This window comes from Flammeovirga sp. MY04, from assembly GCF_001682195.2.
GTDB classification, from domain to species: Bacteria; Bacteroidota; Bacteroidia; order Cytophagales; family Flammeovirgaceae; genus Flammeovirga; species Flammeovirga yaeyamensis.
In genome coordinates this window covers 194,701-215,114 of the sequence record NZ_CP003561.2, presented here as the reverse complement: position 1 = coordinate 215,114, position 20,414 = coordinate 194,701, and the positions used below count along the sequence as shown (strand labels likewise).

General features: G+C 36.0%; 8 protein-coding genes. 3 read left to right on the top strand and 5 right to left on the bottom strand.

The genetic code is table 11. The features are described from left to right. Positions 1–278: 278 nt before the first annotated feature. The 3 genes from MY04_RS20980 to MY04_RS20970 form a co-directional block, all read right to left on the bottom strand. Positions 279–7,895, bottom strand: coding sequence for a S8 family serine peptidase (locus MY04_RS20980; protein WP_066213865.1), 7,617 nt, complete (start codon positions 7,893–7,895; stop codon positions 279–281). Between the two features lie 378 nt (positions 7,896–8,273). After that, positions 8,274–11,264 carry a CHAT domain-containing tetratricopeptide repeat protein gene (locus MY04_RS20975; protein ID WP_066213862.1) on the bottom strand — a complete coding sequence of 997 codons (2,991 nt, stop codon included), beginning with the start codon at positions 11,262–11,264 and terminating at the stop codon, positions 8,274–8,276. 133 nt (positions 11,265–11,397) lie between these two features. Then, complete coding sequence (locus MY04_RS20970; RefSeq protein ID WP_066213859.1) at positions 11,398–12,663, bottom strand: MDR family MFS transporter; 1,266 nt, start codon at positions 12,661–12,663, stop codon at positions 11,398–11,400. 313 nt (positions 12,664–12,976) lie between these two features. On the opposite strand from MY04_RS20970, the gene MY04_RS20965 reads away from it, so the two are divergent. Both MY04_RS20965 and MY04_RS20960 read left to right on the top strand, forming a co-directional pair. Beyond that, entirely contained in the window at positions 12,977–13,789 is an 813-nt protein-coding gene (locus MY04_RS20965; protein ID WP_066213856.1) for an alpha/beta fold hydrolase, read from the top strand. Positions 13,790–13,962: 173 nt separating this feature from the next. Further along, on the top strand, positions 13,963–15,915 hold the full coding sequence (locus MY04_RS20960; RefSeq protein WP_066213854.1) for an FAD-dependent oxidoreductase: 1,953 nt from the start codon (positions 13,963–13,965) through the stop codon (positions 15,913–15,915). A 97-nt stretch (positions 15,916–16,012) separates the two neighbouring features. On the opposite strand, the gene MY04_RS20955 is transcribed toward MY04_RS20960, so the two are convergent. Continuing rightward, positions 16,013–16,471: a TspO/MBR family protein gene (locus MY04_RS20955; protein ID WP_066213852.1), complete on the bottom strand. Its 459-nt coding sequence runs from the start codon at positions 16,469–16,471 to the stop codon at positions 16,013–16,015. Positions 16,472–16,647: 176 nt separating this feature from the next. On the opposite strand from MY04_RS20955, the gene MY04_RS20950 reads away from it, so the two are divergent. Continuing rightward, positions 16,648–18,942 (top strand): GH92 family glycosyl hydrolase, encoded by a 2,295-nt coding sequence (locus MY04_RS20950; RefSeq protein WP_066213849.1) that lies wholly within the window; start codon positions 16,648–16,650, stop codon positions 18,940–18,942. Between the two features lie 72 nt (positions 18,943–19,014). Here the strand turns inward: MY04_RS20950 and MY04_RS20945 are convergent, their stop codons facing one another. Further along, on the bottom strand, positions 19,015–20,334 hold the full coding sequence (locus MY04_RS20945; RefSeq protein WP_158297816.1) for a hypothetical protein: 1,320 nt from the start codon (positions 20,332–20,334) through the stop codon (positions 19,015–19,017). Positions 20,335–20,414 lie beyond the last annotated feature (80 nt).

Here is a 20,414-nt window from a genome sequence, read left to right as displayed (position 1 = left end):
ACTTGTAGAATAAGAAGTACTATCTAATTGTTTTCATTTAATATATATAAATTACCAAACTAGCGCAAGAATTTAGCGAAGCGGTTCTTGTGCTTAAAGAACGTTAGAGGTCTCCCGACCTCGTGTTCCTTTACTAATAGTACACGAGGTCGGGAGACCTCTAACGTTTATGGGCACAAATGACGCTGTCGCTTAACATTTGCGCCAGGTATAAAAAACCACTGCCGGGAAAATCCTGGCAGTGGTAACCTTAATCCAATTCTAGTATAAGTAGCTTATTACTTTATCAACCTACTAAATACCTTTGCTTGGCCATCAACAATTAGAGTGTAGATGTAAACGCCAGATTGTAATTTATCTGTGTTATAATCTACTTTTTGATGTCCTACAGGAAGAGTACCAAGTGATAAATGATCCACTTTTCTTCCTTCAGTACTAAAGATTGCAATTTCAACCTCAGATTGTTGAGGAAGGTTGAAACTCAAAATAGTATTGCTTTGTACTGGGTTAGGGTAGTTGAATAGCTCGTAAAGCTGTCCAACTTGATCCGTTACAACATTGGTTACATCATCACCTCCGGCGGTAACTACTACTGGAATGATTTGAATAGCCGTTGCATCTTCTGGATCGGTAGCCAATACTGCTACTTCTGTAATTCCTTCTTTGATTGCCGAAATAATAAACTCTGCATTCGCGTGGCCCGTTAGTACCACTCCGTCATTATTGTCTGCAATACCAAAAGTTAAAACGTCACCATCAGGATCAGAGAATACTTCAGAGTCTTCTAGGTAGAATACCTCACCAACCGACAAGCGTAATGTATCGAATTCTACCCCTTCAGGAGCACGGTTAACATTCGCTACTTCTACAGATAACTCGGTTGTAGAAGTCATACCATGTTCATCTTCTGCAATTACATTGAAACTATGAGTTCCTGCATGATCATAACTTGGAGTAATCGTTAAGTTTACTTCTGTATCAACTATTTCAAATGTTCCAAGATCATTTAGGTCCTCTACAGCTAATGTAAAAGCGTGCCCTTCCATGTCGGTAAACGATAATGTTACCGTGGCCGTATCTCCTTCGTTCATCTTGATTAAAGAAGGTGTTTCTATTGCTTGCGGCGCATGGTTGATATTCATTTTTGCCATGAAGCTAGAAGCATCTTCTGAAACCGATGGATCGTTTGTATTTATATTCACTTTAGCTAAGAGATCGTTTCTTCCTCTGTTGTATGCTGCTGCAAAAGAAGCTGTAATAGTTTCTTTCTCACCAGGGTTAATTGATCCATTCATTTGATCTAATGAGAACCAAATTCCTGTTACTGCATCTTTACCAAATCCTCTCACCATAAATCCTAGTGTCTCAAAACGAGAATCTTCAGACATATCTACTAATCCAGTATTTGTTGGAATAAAGAAAGTGTTTGGAATTGGTTGATCCAACGATTTCATTCCTTGAGGATAAGCAGAGAATTGATCATATGTAAAGGCAATAAAGATATTTTCGCCTGGGAAGAATGTAAGCGTTTCTGAAAGTTCGAATAATTGGAACTCACCATTTTGGTCGCTTGCATCAGAAACCGTACTGAATGTTTCTCTATGTAAAGAAAGCATTTGCTCTTTGGTTCCTGTTAAGACCTCTACTATAATATTTCCATCTTTTGCACCCGTTGGCACATACCAAGTGGCTACATGAGATAAATCAATACCATTTCCTGGAGCTTCAAAACGTGTTACTGATGTTAGTGATTGACCACCACCATAACCAAGCGATGTATGCTTAGAACCATCAATATCACCATAATACATTGCCTGTGCAAAATCGCCATGATCAATTGATGATCCAACTGAAGCAAAAGGAGCAATTTCTGGCATCACTAACAATGAGTTGGCTGCATAAGCACTCATGTTATTTAATGCTGTTTCACCAGTATAATTGTATTCAATATCAAATTGATATTCTAAAGCTGACTTACCGTTTTCGTTAGAGATTTCGAAAGTTTGAGTTTCAGTATGATCCATGTTCATTGCCATTACTGATAATGTATCAGTTACATCGCTTTCGAATACAGGTGGTTCGAAGAAATTGGCTTTGATAGTCATTTCATGATCAACTCCATTCACAGTATATGAAATTACTTTTTCATATTCACCTGCCTCTTGAGGACGTATTGTCACGCGGCCTGTATATTCTTCTTGGGGTCTTAATTGTGGTAGAACATAGTGATATTCACCTTCAATAATTTTAAACTCACCCATACAACCGAGAAGTGGATGATATGACCCTTCACATACCTCTTTCCACTTATAGATCCAATCTAAACCATAGAAAGTAGCTCCAAAACCTTCTTCTCCTCCTGTTTCTTCTACAATCAGTTGGAAGTATAATTCAAAATTAAGGCCTTCGATTCCATTGAAACCCTCTTTTTCAAAATAAAGTGTTCCTGTTCCTAAGTTTTTAAATGTAAACTCTGGTTGAACAAATAAGTTAGGTGCATATTGAATATCGCCTAAGTCAAGAACATCGTTTTCCCAAACAAATTCTGGCTGTCCAATGACCTCTAATGTTACCGGAATAGAAATATTTTCTTTACCAGGTGTATGATTTAAGAAAGTAAGGTTAGTATTATAAACACCACCATCCATATCTTTTGTATCAACCACAAAATCTAATACCTTCTCCTCACCAGGCTCAACATTAATTACCTCTGAAGGAATATATTCTAATACCAAGTTATTCTTCACTAAATGTTTACCATAACTTGCTAAAACACCTTCAGTACCATCTTCGTTTTCAAGACCTATAACTAAACCATTATTCCAAGTATCTACAACAGGTTGGTTGTACGTCTTATATTGCATTTTTATTCTACCGTCATGATATAGAATCACTTGAGCATCAATCATACTATCTCTACCTTCTCCAAATGAGTGTACCCATCTGTGATAAGTAAATACCGCTTTATTCTCATCTTCATAGAAATAGATACCTTTCGCTGGGTTTTCATCAAAGTAATCGAAACCTGTGATACCCCACATTACTGCAATAAAGTTATTGAAGTGGTCTTCTTTAGGAATAAACTCATTGATAATTGGAGTAAGGAAACCATCAGGACGTGTAAATGTAATTACTCCTGGGTAACCCATATAGGCCTTTTCATACGTTTTACCATAGAATGAAACTGGCTTCTTGAAAGTAATTTCACCAGCCATAATTGACTCATCAAATTCTAACTTTTCACCATCTTTTGATACGATATCAATCCATTTAAATGATGGTGCATTAGGGTCATCCATTCCTTGTAATTGAGCATCATTATCTTTGTAGAAGTAATCAAATGATGGAATTTCTGTAGATGAAACTACCATTTCCTCTTCTTTTGGATATAACCATGCATTACTATGAACTAACATTCTTAATGTTGTATCACCATCTACATTTGAAACGGTTACTTGCATTTCATCAGACTCTCCTGTCAACAATTGGAAATTGTTTGTTGTATATTCCAATTCTATAGCTGGAGATTTAGCAATTGTAGCAAGGATTTCGAATTCGTATTTTTCCCCCAGTTCATCAGTGAAAGTTAATACATCTCTTACCTCACCAACTTCACTAGTTACTAAATCTAACCTAACAATAGAGCCCAATCGTGCTGGAAGTTCAAATGAGTTTTTATCGACTGATAATAAAGATCCATCACTGAAAGTCGCTGAAACAATATCGATATTCTTATTTCCTTCATTTATAAAGTTGATTAATCTAAACTGATCATCACCTTGAAATAATTTTCCGAAATCAATAATGTTGTCTGTTGTTTTAACTATCGCTTCTCCTCCATCTGTGATGTCTACATTTACAGTAAAGTGAGCTATTGAATTAAAAGGATCGTTATTTTCAATCGCAATATTTTGCGTATTCATTCCTTCAATCAATTCATCCGTTTTTACATCAAATGTAATTTCTACAGATTCACCAACACCAACAACACCACTTGTTTGAGATAAATTAGTAATAATTTCAGGACCTGGATATGTAATATCAATCCAAACGTTTTGCCATTGATCTTTAAATAATAATTCAGGCTGCCCTTGAAGGTCATAGAAATAGATACCATCTTTTTTATCAGGACTTTCCATACCAACCATAGGGAAAACTGATAAAGCATTAGATTCACTAATTTCTAAATATCTCATTTCAGCATGTCCATCATGGAATATTGCTAATTGGAAAGTTAATGTGTCACCTGATTCACCAATCTGTTCTTTTGAATAGACATTTTTATATTCAAATACTACGTGATCATCAAATACTTTATAAAGTAATTTAGTAGATGCTTTTAAATTAAAGTAGTCATACCAAGGTGCAAAATAACCGTTTGATGTAAAACTAGCACCCAATAATTTACCCCAAGAACCATTCACCGGATCTTTAGTATCCAACGCCACCAAACCAATATGAGACATATATAATGTATCTACTAATTCAGTATAGAAAGGAAACTTAAATGTTAAAGGCACAGTTACAAAATCTAAGTAACCATTGTCTTTAAAATGATTAGTTACATCTACAGTTCCTTCTTGACCATCTAATTCCTCCCAACGGAAGTCATCAGTTCTTAGTTTCCAAGCGTATCCAAATTCATGATCTGTAATACTATTTTTTGAGTACTTTGGAATGTTAAACTCCAATGGGAAGTCCCCTGTATTTTCAATAACTACACTACTTGATTTTGATTCACCAATGGTTAGTAGATGTGTTTGGTTTAGAGGAGCAATAGAAATCTCAGATGGAGATTCTCCATTACCAAATAAATTGATCTTATGTTCAGCACCTCTACCATCTGTTATTGTTAAAACAACGTTGTTATTTCCTGTTGCAGAAGGAGCATATCTGATTACTAAATCTTCAATTGCTCTTGGTAAAACTACATTAGGTTTAGCAATAATTTCAAAATCTGAACCATCTAAACCGTCATAGGCAATAGTACCTTTAAATGAACCATAACCATAATTCTCCATTTTTATGATCAAATCTTTTTCTCTACCAATTTGTACTGAACCAAAATTGGCAATACCAGGTACAGAAAGATCTGACTCATGACCTGAAACACCTACATAAGTTGTGATTCTTTTATCTTGAGCTTTCGGATCATTTGATTTAACAATAATGTTTGACCTAACATTACCGTTTTTCAACTTACTTATATCAGCAGTTAATTGTACAGTTTGTGACCCTTCACCGTTGATAATCCCTTCATAAGGAGTTAAAGAAAGGTAGTCACCTTGGTATTCTGCATCAGTCTTTGCTCCAAGTGTAAACGAGAAACCTGATTGACCTAATGCTATATCAATTGGCATGAAAGATTTTCCTCCATCAAATGACATCCATTGATAATTCGCAGCATCTTTATGTCCATTACTTTCGCTAATACCAATAGGGTATAAGTTTCCTGCAGGTACCTTAACTACTAACCATAATACATCGCCGGTTGGGAAGAATACTGACTCATCATTATCAAGGTTAACGATATGTGACTTTTGAATCTTTTCTTCAATTTCTGTAGAGAAAACTAATTCTGCTTGACCTAACTGAGGACCTCTATATACTTCGTAAACAGCTTGTCCTTCCTTAATTTCATTTAGATATACATCTAATTCTGTTAAGTTAAATCCATTTGGATCTTCTACTAAAAATGCTGAGGCTGTAATATTTGAAAGAGATAAATCTTCATGTCCAACAACATACTTTGCCACAAATCCATTAGTATAACTTAAATATTCCTCCTCAAAATTGTATAAGGGCTCTCTATCTTCATTTCTAATTTCTTCAAATGGAATTACTCTATTTAAACTAAGAGGCTGAATAGAATTTTGAGCTGAAACTCCAGTTGTAATAGTCGAATAAGGGCTTACATAATAGTCAGTTTGACGAGTCTCTAGTGACCATTCCAAATAAGCATCATTAGTATTTGATATTTCAAATTCTTTACTGAATTCAGTTCCATCATTGATATTCCCACTTAAGCTTATGTAAGTTGTAGACAACTCCATTTCCGGACCTTGGTTAGTTGAAATAGACAGCACTTCAGAAAGAACTGATGCGTTACCCCAATGATCAAATGCTTTAATTGCCAATTGGAAATCTGTTTCTGATTTAAGTCCTTCTATTCTATAAGTTACTGCAGTACCAACATCTCCTGTAGAGAAAGTAGTATATTGTGCTGCAGTCCCTTCATTAAATGTTCCTTCTGATAGGTAAATAATATATTTACTTGCTTTTTCATCATCAGCATCTGCTGGAACTGTCCATGACAATTCGATAAAATCGTTAGATTTTGCAAGCACCTCAATTCCTGTTACAGCATCTGGACCAACACCTTCGTTTTCTCTAATGGCAATAGATGCATCAATCAAACCTCTACCCAATACCGGAGCAAAATTAGGTTCAGTATCTTCCAAACTTACTGCTGCATTTAATAGATGAGATTTTAATACATCTTGAGAGAATTCTGGACCTCCCAATTTACTCGTAACCAAACCTGCTATACCTGCTACGTGAGGACAAGCCATTGATGTACCTTGCATGTAACCGTATTCGTTTTGCGGCAAAGTAGATAAAACACCTAAGCTTAAAGTTTCGATTGTCTCTCCACCAGGAGCTGAGATATCTATCCAATCACCATAGTTAGAGTAATATGCTTTTGTTCTGTCAGCACCTGTAGAACCAACTGCAATTACAGGTTCGTGTCTTGCTGGATAATATGGCTCTGATACGTTATCGTTACCTGCTGCAAAGATTACTACACCACCTTTCATTGGTGAACCTTCGAAATCACCTGCTTCAGCGATAAAATAATCGATAGCATCCAATACTGATTGCTCGTAGTAATTTGGATTTAAGTAACCCCATGAGTTTTGTGAAATTACCGCTCCGTTATTGGCAGCATAAACGTAAGAGTTCTCAATGTTACCACCACCGTTTTCACTGAGAATCTGACAAACCATTAGACGAACACCGTCGTTGTTTCCAGATCCACCGGCTACACCTGCTACACCAACACCATTGTTGTTTGTAGCTGCAACCGTACCAGCAACGTGAGTACCGTGCTCCATTGGAGTAATTACAGAAGTGTTTCCGGCGAAGTTGTAACCGTGTAAGTCATTTGCATAACCGTTACCATCGTTATCCACACCATCTACACCATCAACTTCACCTTGGTTTACCCAAAGGTTGTTGATTAAGTCTTCGTGAGTAATATCTACACCGGCATCATGAATTGAGATGACAACATTAGGAGTACCTGTAACTTCTTCCCATGCTTTATCTAAGTTGATTGATGCGTCAGGACGAATCGTTTCATTGTCACTAGTATTAAAGTAGTGCCATTGTTTATCCAATAATGGATCGTTCATTCCTGATTGAGTGGCTTGAATTTTAGCAATTTCAGTTTTTGATAAAACCTTTGCTTCACCTTCTCCACCAATAATTCTTTTTTCTAGAATAGGCTCCGAAAGGTCTACTTCAGCTACATTGTTCAAGGCTGCAATTACGTTTTGAACATCTGTGCTAGCATCGTAAGTTAATTCATACCATAAGTGAAGGCCATGTTTTCTAAGCTTGTGCTCGTACTTAGAATCTTCAGGGAAGAGTCTTTTTAAATCGTGTCCCTGGAATTGTTGTGCGACTGCGTCGAAAGAAGCAATACCCAAACGGGCAGTACTTTTTGAAGTAGGAGTGGCAGTTTGTAGTTGAGCTGTTGCGCTTTCAGTAAATTTCACACGGATGACTCCTTGTGCTTCACCTCTGGCGTTGTAGCTTCTGATCTCATTCTGAGCTAGTGTGCTAAAAAATACACCAACCCATAATAAGAAGAACAGTGAAAGTTTTCTCATTACTTTGAGTTAAGTTTAATAAATGAATTGGTTAATGAAGACAGTCTCTTTGAAAGTTTCTTTAAGGTGTCGATTTCCTTTTTTCTTTCTTCAATAAGCCGTAAAAGTTCCTCCTTTTGTGGAGTGTCAGATGATTTCTTTGAAGACATAGAATTCAATTGAATTGATCTACATTTCTTATATCACAATTTTAGGAAGTAATGAGAACACTACTTCTTAATACGACACCAACAAATCCTTTTTGGCAACACAACAATTCTCTTTATTATACCACTACATCACCACTACAAGAATTTACAACAAACTGAATATCAATCTATAAATCTTGTAGTGGCCACTCATTTTTTAGTTATTTCTATTAATGAAAAATCTTGGAATTTATCGTACATGCACAAACGCAGCCCAAAAATACGGATGATCGTACTCCTTTTTCAACTCATTTTTCGCTTTTTCTACTGCCTCTCCTATATCAGATAGCTCGATATAGTACTTATAAAAGTGCGTCATAAATTTCTGTGTGGCTGCATCATCCACTATCCATAAAGAGATAATTTGATGTTCGATCCCTGCCAATTTTATCGCACGCTGAAAACCATAAACCCCTTCACTTCTTGTACTTTGACCAATACCCGATTGACAAGCAGAAACGATGGCCAACTTTGTAGCACGTAAATCATAATTTGATAATTCACTTGCCATAAGAATACCATTTTCTTTTCCTTCATAACTCTTTCCTGTTTCCCAGAAATAGTTGGCACCAGAGAACACAATACCTGCTCTATTCATCGGATCTGGATCGGAACAAATTTCTGCTGTTCCTTTATAGGAACCCTCGGCAATTTTCTCTTTGGGAATATAGGGTGTAAAATAAGCATGAGTAGCCAAATGCAAAATATCTGTAGGCTGTTTACAAAAGGCTTTGAATTGATCTTCTGTGGCTTCATTACCTGTATACATATTTACCTCTAGTTTGGAAGTTTGTAACTCGGTATTAATCAAGTTGGCCTCCTCAAATGTTCCGGGTAAATAAGTAAACACTCCTCCTACTTTCTGTACGGCAATTTCTTCTTTTTGCGCTTTCTTACTCGCTTTGGTATTCAATTCCAATCCTCTTTCCCCACTCTCTCCTGTTATCTCATTAAACGCGTTTTTATTGTAATTCATCCCTCCGAAAATAGTCGCTTTTCTAGGTGATAATATCGTTTTCTGAGCAATCTGAGATGTTTTACTTAATCGCTTTAACTTATACTCTTCTCCAAACCTCTTTTCTTTATTTTCTGATTTGATGGCATCCAATGATAAACCATGTAAAATCCCGGCAGGTGAATAATAGATCGTTTTTACATCACTTAAATATGGACGAAGAGGGTCCACCACCAATTTTGCTATCTGATATGAATTTCGATTATAGATGAAGTCAATCAGCCATTGTTCTTTCTGACGGTCTTCTGGAGGGAGTAATGCCGTTAGATCGCTTTCATCAAATAAAGGAACAAATTCAGGTGACTGCATATTCGACCTTAACACCAAAGCAGCGTATTTATTTGGTGCATAGTAGACAAATTCTATGGCCACTTCTTTAGGCTTTAAGGCCTTCTTCACCATTTTAAAATCTACATCATTTTCTTCTATCTGACTAAAGACTTCTTTACGTGTTTTTATCGAAAGCTCCTTCTGAAGACCAAAAGCGATGTCCTTTAAACTATCAATATCTATATTTTCATCTTTAAACAGAATCTCTTTTCTTACCCTCATCCAATGTTCGAACAAGTTTTTTAGGTCCTTATCTTTACTATCTGCAGCATATTTTCTAATGGCAATTACCGAAGATAAACCGATTTCTTTTGAGAGTAATGTATAATTATAGGCTAATTGCTTTGAGGCTGTTGTCGGGTATTTCTCGGCCAAGGTATAGATAATATCTCCGGTATCTTCAGAGATTTTCACCACCTGTTTCTTATCCATCTTAGACGGATTCAGCATGATGTTTTTTATCAGATACTCGAAATGATTGTATTCTTCAATTAGTTTATTGAAATCGATTTTATCCTTTTGACCTGCTTCCACAAGAGTACCTACATAATTGATGTAATAGTAGAACTTAAAAATACGCACATACAACAGTGATGTCGTATTATTAGGATCTAATTCTGGTAATATTTTAAACTCTTCAATTGATCTCTCATACGCCATCAAACCATATTTTAAAGCATTTTGGGTATCCTTTTGAAGGCTGTATACTTTCGACAAAGTAAAATAGGTTGAGGACGAAATATCTATCTTATTCTCTTTACTCAATTTGATTAATAACAAAGAGGCTTCCTTTGCACTTTCATAGTTCTCCATCTCCTGTAACACAGAAATTTTGGTTCCCAAAGTGCCTAAATAAAGTGGATTTGAAACATCGTTCTTTTGAAGAAATTCATCAGCCAATTGCAAGGCTTCCTCGTTCATCCCCAACATTTGATAATTATAAATCAGCATCGCTTCATTAGGAAACAGATTTAATTCTTTTTGCTTCAATTGAACCGCTAACATGTTTTCGTAATCTTCCTGCATCATGTACAAGCTACTCAGATTCAATAAAAAAGCACCATAATGATAGGAAGACGTGTCGTTGTTTTTTTCAATTTCTTCAATTGCCCCCTTCACCAACTTTGTTGCGATATAATATTGGTTGGTATTATACATCTTACCTACCAACATTAAGATGGTATTATTATCTAATGTTCCTGCAGCCAAATGTTCTTGAATGATACGATCGAAATTATTGGACTGAGACTTACAATTTCCCCAAAACAGAATTACATCATCATAAAAGTCTTCTTTTTCCTTTTTCACATCTTCCGAGGCACTAGCATATAATGCTTCCAAGCGTTCTATAAAAGGTGTTCTGTAAAAAAAGTCGTCTGCTAATTTCTGTAATGGATTGATCGTAACACTCACTTGATTTTGTAACCAATGATAATTTCTTACCATTTTATATATTTCCTGCAGTTCTTCAAAACTTTCCTTTTTGTCCATTTTTACTGTAAACAAGTAGTGTTCTAAATCAGGAAGATGGTTTATTAAAAATTTATCCAATTCTGGCTGGGTTTTAAACCTATTGAAACCAGATAAGATCTCAGCATCTACTGCTCGTATATAGAAGTTTTTATTTTTTAGTGTAGGTACCACTTGCTTCACCCAAACCGTTTTCCAATCGTCATTTTCTTTGGTCAGTTTTAAGCGAAGTGCTTTCATTTCTTCCCTTTCTTTTATCATTTCAGGAAGCATTGCTCTAAGTTCTTTCGTCTTGTATTCTTTGTCTTGAGCCACAACGGAAGTGACAATAAACGAGATCAGGAGGAATAATCGTTTAGCGATCATATTAGTTATTTGAGTTAAAAAAATATTGACATACGAAAATCTCCAATTTTACTTTATTTTTAAAGCAAAATTGGAGATTATTTCTTATTGATTATGTGATAGATCAATTTTTATCAAATAATAGGTAAACCTATCAAACTTTTGGTTCGAAATGAGGATCTTGATGCACTGATTCTTTCTCTTTATCAATGGCTATTTGATACCCTTTCAACAAGAAGTAACAAACAATCAAACCTATAATCATCCCCGACCAAGTGAGGTTGTATCCGAAGAAATCGATGGTCTGCATCCCTAAGTTATGCCCGACTAAATGGGCAATCGAAAAACTCATTGCATACAAGGCCATATAATCACCTTGGTTTTTACCCGAAGACCTTTTCATGGCCTCTGTATTTGATAATGGGAACATCAACATTTCTCCTACTGTCAACAACATCATGCCGATGAAAAGAAGAACGATGTTCATTCCGACTATCAAAAAGATATAACTTAGAAGTACTAAGAAAATCGAAAAATACATGATTTTCATTTTCGAATACTTCTTTTGTTTTTCGATCCAGTGCATTAGTGGCATTTCCAAAATACAAATCACAAAACCATTACTGGAGATAATCAAACCAATAGTCGCTTCTTTCAACTCGTGTACCTCTTTATAGAATAAAGGAACAGTACTGAAATATTGGATGAAGATCAATCCAAATAAGGTAAGTGATAACACGAAAATTAAGAAAGATTTGTCGTGATACGGCGACATACTCTTCTTCTCTGCTTTCGTCTTTTTGGTAACTTCCTTTACAACTTTCGGCATGCTTAGGGAGAAAGCGAAAACGATCATCGCAAAGATACAGCTTAAACCATCTACCCAGAATAAGGACTGATAACCAAGAGTGGCGATGAGTAAACCTCCGGTAGCTGGTCCAAAAGCAAAGCCTAAGTTAATGGCTAGACGCACCAAAGTAATTGATTTGGTTCTGGTCTCCTCAGTGCTGTATTTATGCACGGCCACAAAAATGGGTGGACGTAACATATCAGCCACTAACGTTACTAAGAAAAAGCCGATGGCGATTTCGATAAATCCATCCAATTCCTTTAGTAAAATCAGCCCGATACCCGAAGCCAATAAACTAAAGATAATTACTGGATAATACCCAAAGCGATCGGTGGTCTTTCCACCGAGCCACGTACCGATAATGGAACCCATGCCAAATGCCGACATGACCCATCCGATTTCCGCGAGGGTGAATCCTTTACTTTCCGATAAGTAAATAGATAAAAAAGGAATAACCATTGCCCCTATCCTGTTGATAAGGGATACTAAAGATAAGATCCATACTTCCTTCTGTATGCCCTTATAGATGGCCAAAAAGCTATTTTTGGCCTGAGTAATCGATGTTCTCATAGAGCGATTGGAAGTGATGAAAAATGATGAGCTATGGACTATAGCTCAATAGTTAATTTAAATTGGTAGTACAAAGCACGACAACATTTTGGGAAATAAAAAGAGAAGGTGGTAATAAATATGACTTAAGATGTTAATAATAAAAGATCTAAATATAACTCACATCTTACAAGGAGGAGTGCACCCCACCTATTCCAGTAATAATTAAGGATAAGCAACCCAGAAACTTTAAGACCACGGATTTTGTTAATTGATAAATCAATGAATGAATATTCGTTTATAATATTTAAATTTGTACAAACTTTCAATGTACATGAAACCACTCATCAAATTTCTTTCGTACACCGCACCTAATGTGGTGGTAAAATTAGCCTATGATAAAATCATGAATCCTCAGGTATTAAAACTGAGACCTCATGAATTAGAGATTATCGATCAAGCCGAAAAAGGGACCATCGATTATAAAGGCATGGAAGTCAAAACCTATAAATGGGGAAATGGCGAAGATAAATTACTGATGGTTCATGGCTGGGAAGGTCAAGCAGGCAACTTTTCTGATTTAATAAAAAGAATGGAAAAGGAGAACTTCACACTCTATTCTTTTGATGCGATATCGCATGGTTTTTCTCCAAAGGGACAAACAACCATGTTCGAATTTGCTGATTTAGTGCAAATCATGTTGGATAAATTCAGAATCAATAAAATAATCAGTCACTCTTTCGGTAGTGTGGGAACAACCTATTGTCTTTCTCAACATCAATTTGAAATCGATAAATATGTGATGATGACTACTCCTGACCGTTTCATGGAAAGAGTAGACGATATTTCTGAAATGGTGGGGATGAACGATAAAGTAAAGTATCGTTTAGTCGACCGTCTAGAACAACAGTTTAAGGTAAAAGCTGACGAACAAAATGTTAGCGATTATGTACCGAAGATGAACGTGAAAAAAGGAATGATCTTTCAGGATGTGAACGATAAGATTGTTCGTTTAGCACAATCGGAATCTGTTGCTAAAGCATGGGGAGATAAATGCGAGTTGGTGAAAATTGAAGGTACTGGCCACTTTAGAATATTGAGAACGGAGTCTGTGTTGGATCAGGTAATCAACTTCCTTAGAAACTAATCTTTTAAAGAATTAAAATATATGAGGCCATCATCAGATGGTCTTTTTTTACCCTTTTTTTCTGAACATAAACTGAACAATTCAAAAATAGACTGCTAACACCTTGAACTTTTTCCAACTACCTAGCAATTTCAAACAACGAAATGAATAACTAACAAATTATTACTTGACTTATGAAAAGAAGAATTTTTTTTAAAAATACTCTAAAAGGGGTAATGGGAGCTAGTATTGTTCCGCTTTTTAGTCATGCTTCTACAGAAGAAAAAACAGACGGTGAATCACTAGAAAACAAATCAAAGAAAAATTTCCTTCCTAAAGACCAATGGAATAAGATGGGGACAGGAAAACAGCCTCGACCGGATCGAAAAAAAACGTTAGAATATGATGTTGTAGTTATTGGTGGAGGAGCTGCTGGAATGTGTGCTGCAGTTAGTGCTGGAAGAAATGGAGCTAAAGTTGCTTTAATCCAAGACCGTCCAGTATTGGGAGGAAATTCTTCCAGCGAAATTAGAGTGCACCTCAACGGTGTTAACCATTTAAAAAACGGTAAACCAGAAAGAGAAACAGGTATTATTGAAGAGATTCTATTACATAACCGTTTCAATAACCCACAAGATTCTTATCCGGTTTGGGACCATATTTTATATGATTTTATTACAAAGGAAAAAAATATAGACCTTTACTTAAACACTTCTTGCATCCGTGCCATTATGAAAGGCGAAGAAATTGATGCTGCTTATTGTTGGCAATTGACAACAGAAACAGAATTCACATTTAAAGCCAAACAATTTATTGATTGTTCGGGCGATGGACTTCTTGGTGCAACTGCTGGAGCTTATTACAGAACAGGTAGAGAAGCTTCATCAGAATTTAATGAAAAATATGCCCCAAAAGAGGCTGATGGATGGCAAATGGGATCTACCATTCTTTTAGGATCAAAAGATATGGGAAAACCAATGCCTTTTGAAGCTCCACATTTTACTAAAAAATATGATGCAGAAGGATCTCACAAAGGACGAAATTTAAAGCCTTTCGAATTGGGCTTTTGGTGGGTCGAACTAGGCAGTGATGACGATATTATTGGTGAGTTTGAAGACAATAAACATGCTTTGATGGGCTACGCTTACGGTGTGTGGGATTACCTCAAAAATTCGGGTAAATTTCCTGAGACTGAAAACTACGCATTAGATTGGGTTTCATCTTTACCAGGAAAAAGAGAATCCAGAAGATTCATTGGCGATCATATTCTTAGCGAACCCGACTTGTTAAATAATGTCGACTTTAAAGATGCCGTGGCGTATGGGGGGTGGTCATTAGATGAACATAACCCAGGTGGTATGCTCAACTTAAAAGAACCTCCAAGTTATTTCCATGAAGACTTCGAGGAAGTGTATCAAATTCCCTATAGAAGCTTATATTCTATTAATGTTCCAAACCTTTCTTTCGCAGGAAGAAATATCTCTCAAACTCATATTGCCCTTTCTTCATCAAGAATAATGGCCACTTGTGCGTTAGAAGGACAAGCTGTAGGGACTGCTGCTGCTATGTGTATAAAGAATAAAGTAAATCCCAGAAAATTAGGAGAGAAGTTCAGTAATGAGCTGCAAGAACAATTATTAAGAGATGATGTTTTTATCCCCAATAGACCAGCTAAAGACGAGCATGATATGGTACAAAAAGCATCTAAAATAATTGCTTCTTCTACTAAATCGGGCAGTGCAGATTTATTAAAAGATGGATGGTCAAGAGATTATAAAGAAGTTGAACATCATTGGCAATCTGATACTCTACCCGCACAAATACAATTAGAATGGTCAGAGAAGATTGATTTATCTAAAATTGAAATAAAGTGTGATACAAATGTTAAGAAAAATATCATGCTTAGACGAGATAGCTTAGAAGATAAAATCTACACTACACAAGTTCCTCCCGAATTAATGAAAGCATTAGATGTTGAGGTTAGAGTAAAAGGAAAATGGCAAAAAGTAGGCTCAATTTCCAAGAATAAAACCCGACTAATCAAATTCGATTTTAATTCTGTTGAAACAACAGCTGTTCGTATTCAACTAAATGAAACTTATGGAGCCAAGAATGCTAAGTTGTTTGAAGTTAGGGCTTATTCTTAAATTTATTTTTGAAATCGACTTATGTTATTTTTAAATATAAGTCGATTTTTTTATTTCTAAAGGTGAGGTTACAGGGTAACGTCGGTACCAAAGCATATTAATTATACATCAATATATATCCGTTTAACGATGTAGCTATTAGCAACCATACTAAATAAGGTAATACAAATATGGTTTTCCATTTTAACTTTTCGATATGACCAAAGAAATAATAGCCGATCAACAAAGTTAAAGAGGTAATTAATAACAATCCTAAGGCTACTTGATGCGCATAAAAGAAGGCTGGATTCCAAGATACATTTAAAATCCACTGAAATGCATATAATGTTATTAGCCACTTCTTGTTAGGTAATTGTTTCCACAGAAAAGCCATAAAAATGGAGTAGCAAACCATAATTGTTGTCCATGCTGCTCCAAATACCCATCCCGGAGGTGTCCAGGGTGCTTTGTTTAATTCTGCGTACCATTCGGAAGGTACCCCTGCACCTGTAAAGAAACCACCAATTGCTAAGGCGGAGAAGTTTAAAATTAGGAAAATAACGACTCTTAAAAGCATAGAATTATAGTTTATATAATAATCAGATTACTGTATCGCAAGCTCTTAATTAAGAGCGAGAATTTTTGATACAAAAAATAGCCTCATTGTAACTACTTGTTAAAGATAGAAAACTTAGATTGGATGTAATTGTTTTTCTTATCTTCGTGATCTGAAATTATTTAAACAAACACCTAATGAAAAAAACGTTCCTATCACCAATTCTCCTATTATTCTTTTCTACCCTTGCTATAGGTCAGCATCAAAAAGAATTTATTGACTATGTGAACCCATTCATTGGAACACGTAATATGGGGCATACATTCCCGGGAGCTGCTGCTCCGTTTGGCATGGTTCAACTTTCTCCAGAAACAAATCAAGTACCTATGTTTGATGAAGAAGGTAAATACATCAAAGAAACCTATGCTTATTGTGCAGGGTATCAGTATGGTGATAGCAGCATTTTTGGTTTTTCTCATACACATATGAGTGGCACAGGACATTCCGATTTAGGTGATTTTTTAATCATGCCTACCACCGGAGAACTTGATTTAGAGCCAGGAACCTCTGATGATCAAAAAGGCTATCATTCCTCTTTTCGCCATGAAACTGAGAAAGCAAAACCGGGATACTACGAGGTGTTATTAGACAATTACAATATTAAAGCACAACTCACGGCTACTGAAAGAGTAGGTTACCATAAATATACTTTTTCTGAAAAAGAGGAAGCCCATATTATCCTCGATTTAATGGCCAATATCTACAACCATAAGGCTAAAAACGTGTGGAGTTTTGTAAGAGTAGAAAACGATTCTACTGTAGTAGGTTACCGACAAACTAACGGTTGGGCAAGGACACGATATGTCTATTTTGCCATGCAATTCTCCAAGCCTATCAAAAGTTATGGACACAAGAAATACAACGCTCCTAGATACAATGGTTTTTATCGAAAATTTGATGAAGCACACAACTTCCCTGAAATGGCAGGATCAGAAATAAGAGCTTATTTTAATTTTGATGTTGAACCCGGAGAAAGTGTTGAAATCAAGTTTGCCTTATCACCTGTAAGTACAAATGGTGCAATGAAAAACTTAACCACAGAGGTTCCTCATTGTAATTTTGATGAAGTAGTGAAATCTACTCAAGAAAAGTGGAATAAAGAATTGGCTAAGATTGACGTAAAAACACCAAAGGAAGAACAGATGGAAACTTTCTATACTGCCATGTATCATACGATGCTGAGTCCAGTTATTTATGAAGATGTAGATGGAAGTTATCGCGGTTTGGATCAAAATATTTATACCTCCGATGGGTTTACCAACTACACCTTATTTTCTCTTTGGGATACATATCGTGCTCTGCATCCGCTTTTCAATATCATTCAACCGGAAAGAAATAACGATATGATCAAGTCGATGTTGGCACATCAATCTCAAAGTGTCCACGGAATGTTACCGATATGGAGTCATTATGCCAACGAAAATTGGTGCATGGTTGGTTATCATTCGGTTACCGTTTTAGCCGATGCCGTAGCTAAAGGAACTACCGATGCAGACCTCGATGAGATGATAAAAGCAAGTACTACAACAGCCAATGTATCTTATTTTGATGGTATTGGTGACTATGTTAAAATGGGTTATGTCCCTGAAGATAAAAGTGGTGCTTCCGTTTCTAAAACGCTTGAATATGCTTATAATGATTGGTGTATTGCTCAACTTTCCAAAGCAAAAAATGATAAAAAAGTAGAAGACGAATACACAAAGAGATCTTCGTACTACAAAAATGTATTTGATAAAAACAGTAATTATATGCGCCCGAAATTGTCAGATGGAACTTGGAGAGAAAACTTCGACCCTCTAGACACTCACGGACAAGGATTCATCGAGGGTAATGCCTGGAACTATGGTTTATACGTTCCTCACGAGGTAGATCAAATGATTGAAATGATGGGAGGAAAAGACCAGTTCTCGAATCACTTGGATAAAATTTTTACTACAGAAATCGAGGATAAATACATTGAACATCACGAAGACATCACTAAAGATGGTATTATTGGAAATTACGTTCATGGTAATGAACCGGGACATCATATTCCTTACTTATACAATTGGACAAATCACCCTTGGAAAACCCAAGAACATGTGCGTATGATTATGGATACGATGTATTCTAACGATATTGATGGCCTTTGCGGTAATGATGATGCAGGACAAATGAGTGCATGGTATATTTTCAGCAGCCTTGGTTTTTACCCTGTTTTACCTGGTTCTCCAAACTACGCTATCGGTTCTCCTTTAGTGGAGGAAGCTAAGGTGCAATTAGGTAACGGTAAAACGCTTCATATTACAGTAAAAAATCAGTCAGAGAAGAATGTATATGTGAAGAAGGTGGTGTTAAATGGGAAAGAAATAACTGATTTTCAGTTGAACCATCTTGATTTTGTAGATGGTGGGGAGTTATTGTTTGAGATGGGGAGAAAAGCGAAGAAATAGAAAATAAAGCCCAAGTGAATCATTCTTTTTCATAAAAAGGATGATTCACTTGTCTTAGTTTTTAATTACATTTTATCTACCCAACAACTCCTCCTGCATATAATACACCTGCAACTGCTGAAATATTGGTTGTAAAACAGAAAGATACACTTCGTCATCATCCAAAGGCAAATAATGCTCTGCGACTTTTGCCTTCCCTGCCCCACTTAATACATAACTATACTTCACTTTATGAGTAATTAGTTCATCCATAGAAGAGATCGTATGGTCTTTCGACTGACAATGAAACTCCACAGGAACGCTCCTTAATAATTCATGAATTTCTCTATTTTGTTTATTCAAATCGTAAAGCATCAAAAGAGCCAATTGTTCATAGATATTCCCTTTTCCTAGTTGCCAAAATTTATTAGTGATTTGATTTTCTTTACTATCATTAATGGCAAAATCAAATGAGGGGTGGATACTTAATTCCTGATAGATGTGATCAATATCTAAGTTTGAATGGGGAAACGACTTTTTGATATTCTTTTGGGTGATACTTCCCAACGTCATACTATCATGTTGATTCGCTGTTAATAAAATCAATGGTAAAAAATAACGTTCTTTGTTGGCTCCAATTTTCAATTTCATTCTTTGATAAATCCCTTTGACAATACTAGCTCCCATCAACTGATTGGATACTATTAGCTCTGCCCCAAAACGATTGCCTTTAATTTTTCGGATACCACCCGATCGTAGTTTTTCGTCTTCTTCCCATTCCAAAAGTAATAGTCTCTCTTCGTCAGTCTCTCTATTCTTAATTTCATTCATCCTTTTAATATGTCGGATAGACAAAGCTTCTCCGTTGGGTCCGGGAGCCTCATTATCTCCAAAAACGCCTTCCCAATGATTGCTTGTTCCCCATAATGGTTTTGGGTTTTCTTGACCATGACATCGAAAACATTCCCCTGGAGATCGACGAACAGCAATGGGATTTTGGGCAAAATCTAACTGAAATAATTCCCAATTACCTGTGGTGTTATTCAGTTCCATCCCATCCACTTTTTGATAGGTAGGATCATCTTTTTTAGAACTGATATTAAATAGCAAATGCCCATCTTCCCCAAAAAGTACTATTCTTGGAAATTCTAGATTGGATTCTCCTAAAGCTTTTGTATGTTCTACTAATGAAAAATTCCTTCTATATACTTCCGGGAAGGCTAGCAATAACTCTTCGACAGAATTTACTTTCTTTTCCTTCACCCAATGTTCGATATCAGATAATTGAACCGTACTGGAATCTAAATATTGTGCTTCTTCTAAAACACATGATGATGAAAATTTAGTAGTTGTTGAGGGAATTTGACACCCCAACAATAAAAAAGTGATAAAGTAGATGTGATATTTTTTCATGACAGTAAGGTAGAAGAATCACGGAATAAAATCGTCTCAGAAAAGTATCTTGAAAAAGATGACGTACTTATTTACTCCTC

Coding starts and splice junctions, on each gene's coding strand:
- MY04_RS20980 (WP_066213865.1), bottom strand. CDS start 7,895: ATGAGAAAACTTTCACTGTTCTTCTTATTATGGGTTGGTGTATTTTTT.
- MY04_RS20975 (WP_066213862.1), bottom strand. CDS start 11,264: ATGATCGCTAAACGATTATTCCTCCTGATCTCGTTTATTGTCACTTCC.
- MY04_RS20970 (WP_066213859.1), bottom strand. CDS start 12,663: ATGAGAACATCGATTACTCAGGCCAAAAATAGCTTTTTGGCCATCTAT.
- MY04_RS20965 (WP_066213856.1), top strand. CDS start 12,977: ATGAAACCACTCATCAAATTTCTTTCGTACACCGCACCTAATGTGGTG.
- MY04_RS20960 (WP_066213854.1), top strand. CDS start 13,963: ATGAAAAGAAGAATTTTTTTTAAAAATACTCTAAAAGGGGTAATGGGA.
- MY04_RS20955 (WP_066213852.1), bottom strand. CDS start 16,471: ATGCTTTTAAGAGTCGTTATTTTCCTAATTTTAAACTTCTCCGCCTTA.
- MY04_RS20950 (WP_066213849.1), top strand. CDS start 16,648: ATGAAAAAAACGTTCCTATCACCAATTCTCCTATTATTCTTTTCTACC.
- MY04_RS20945 (WP_158297816.1), bottom strand. CDS start 20,334: ATGAAAAAATATCACATCTACTTTATCACTTTTTTATTGTTGGGGTGT.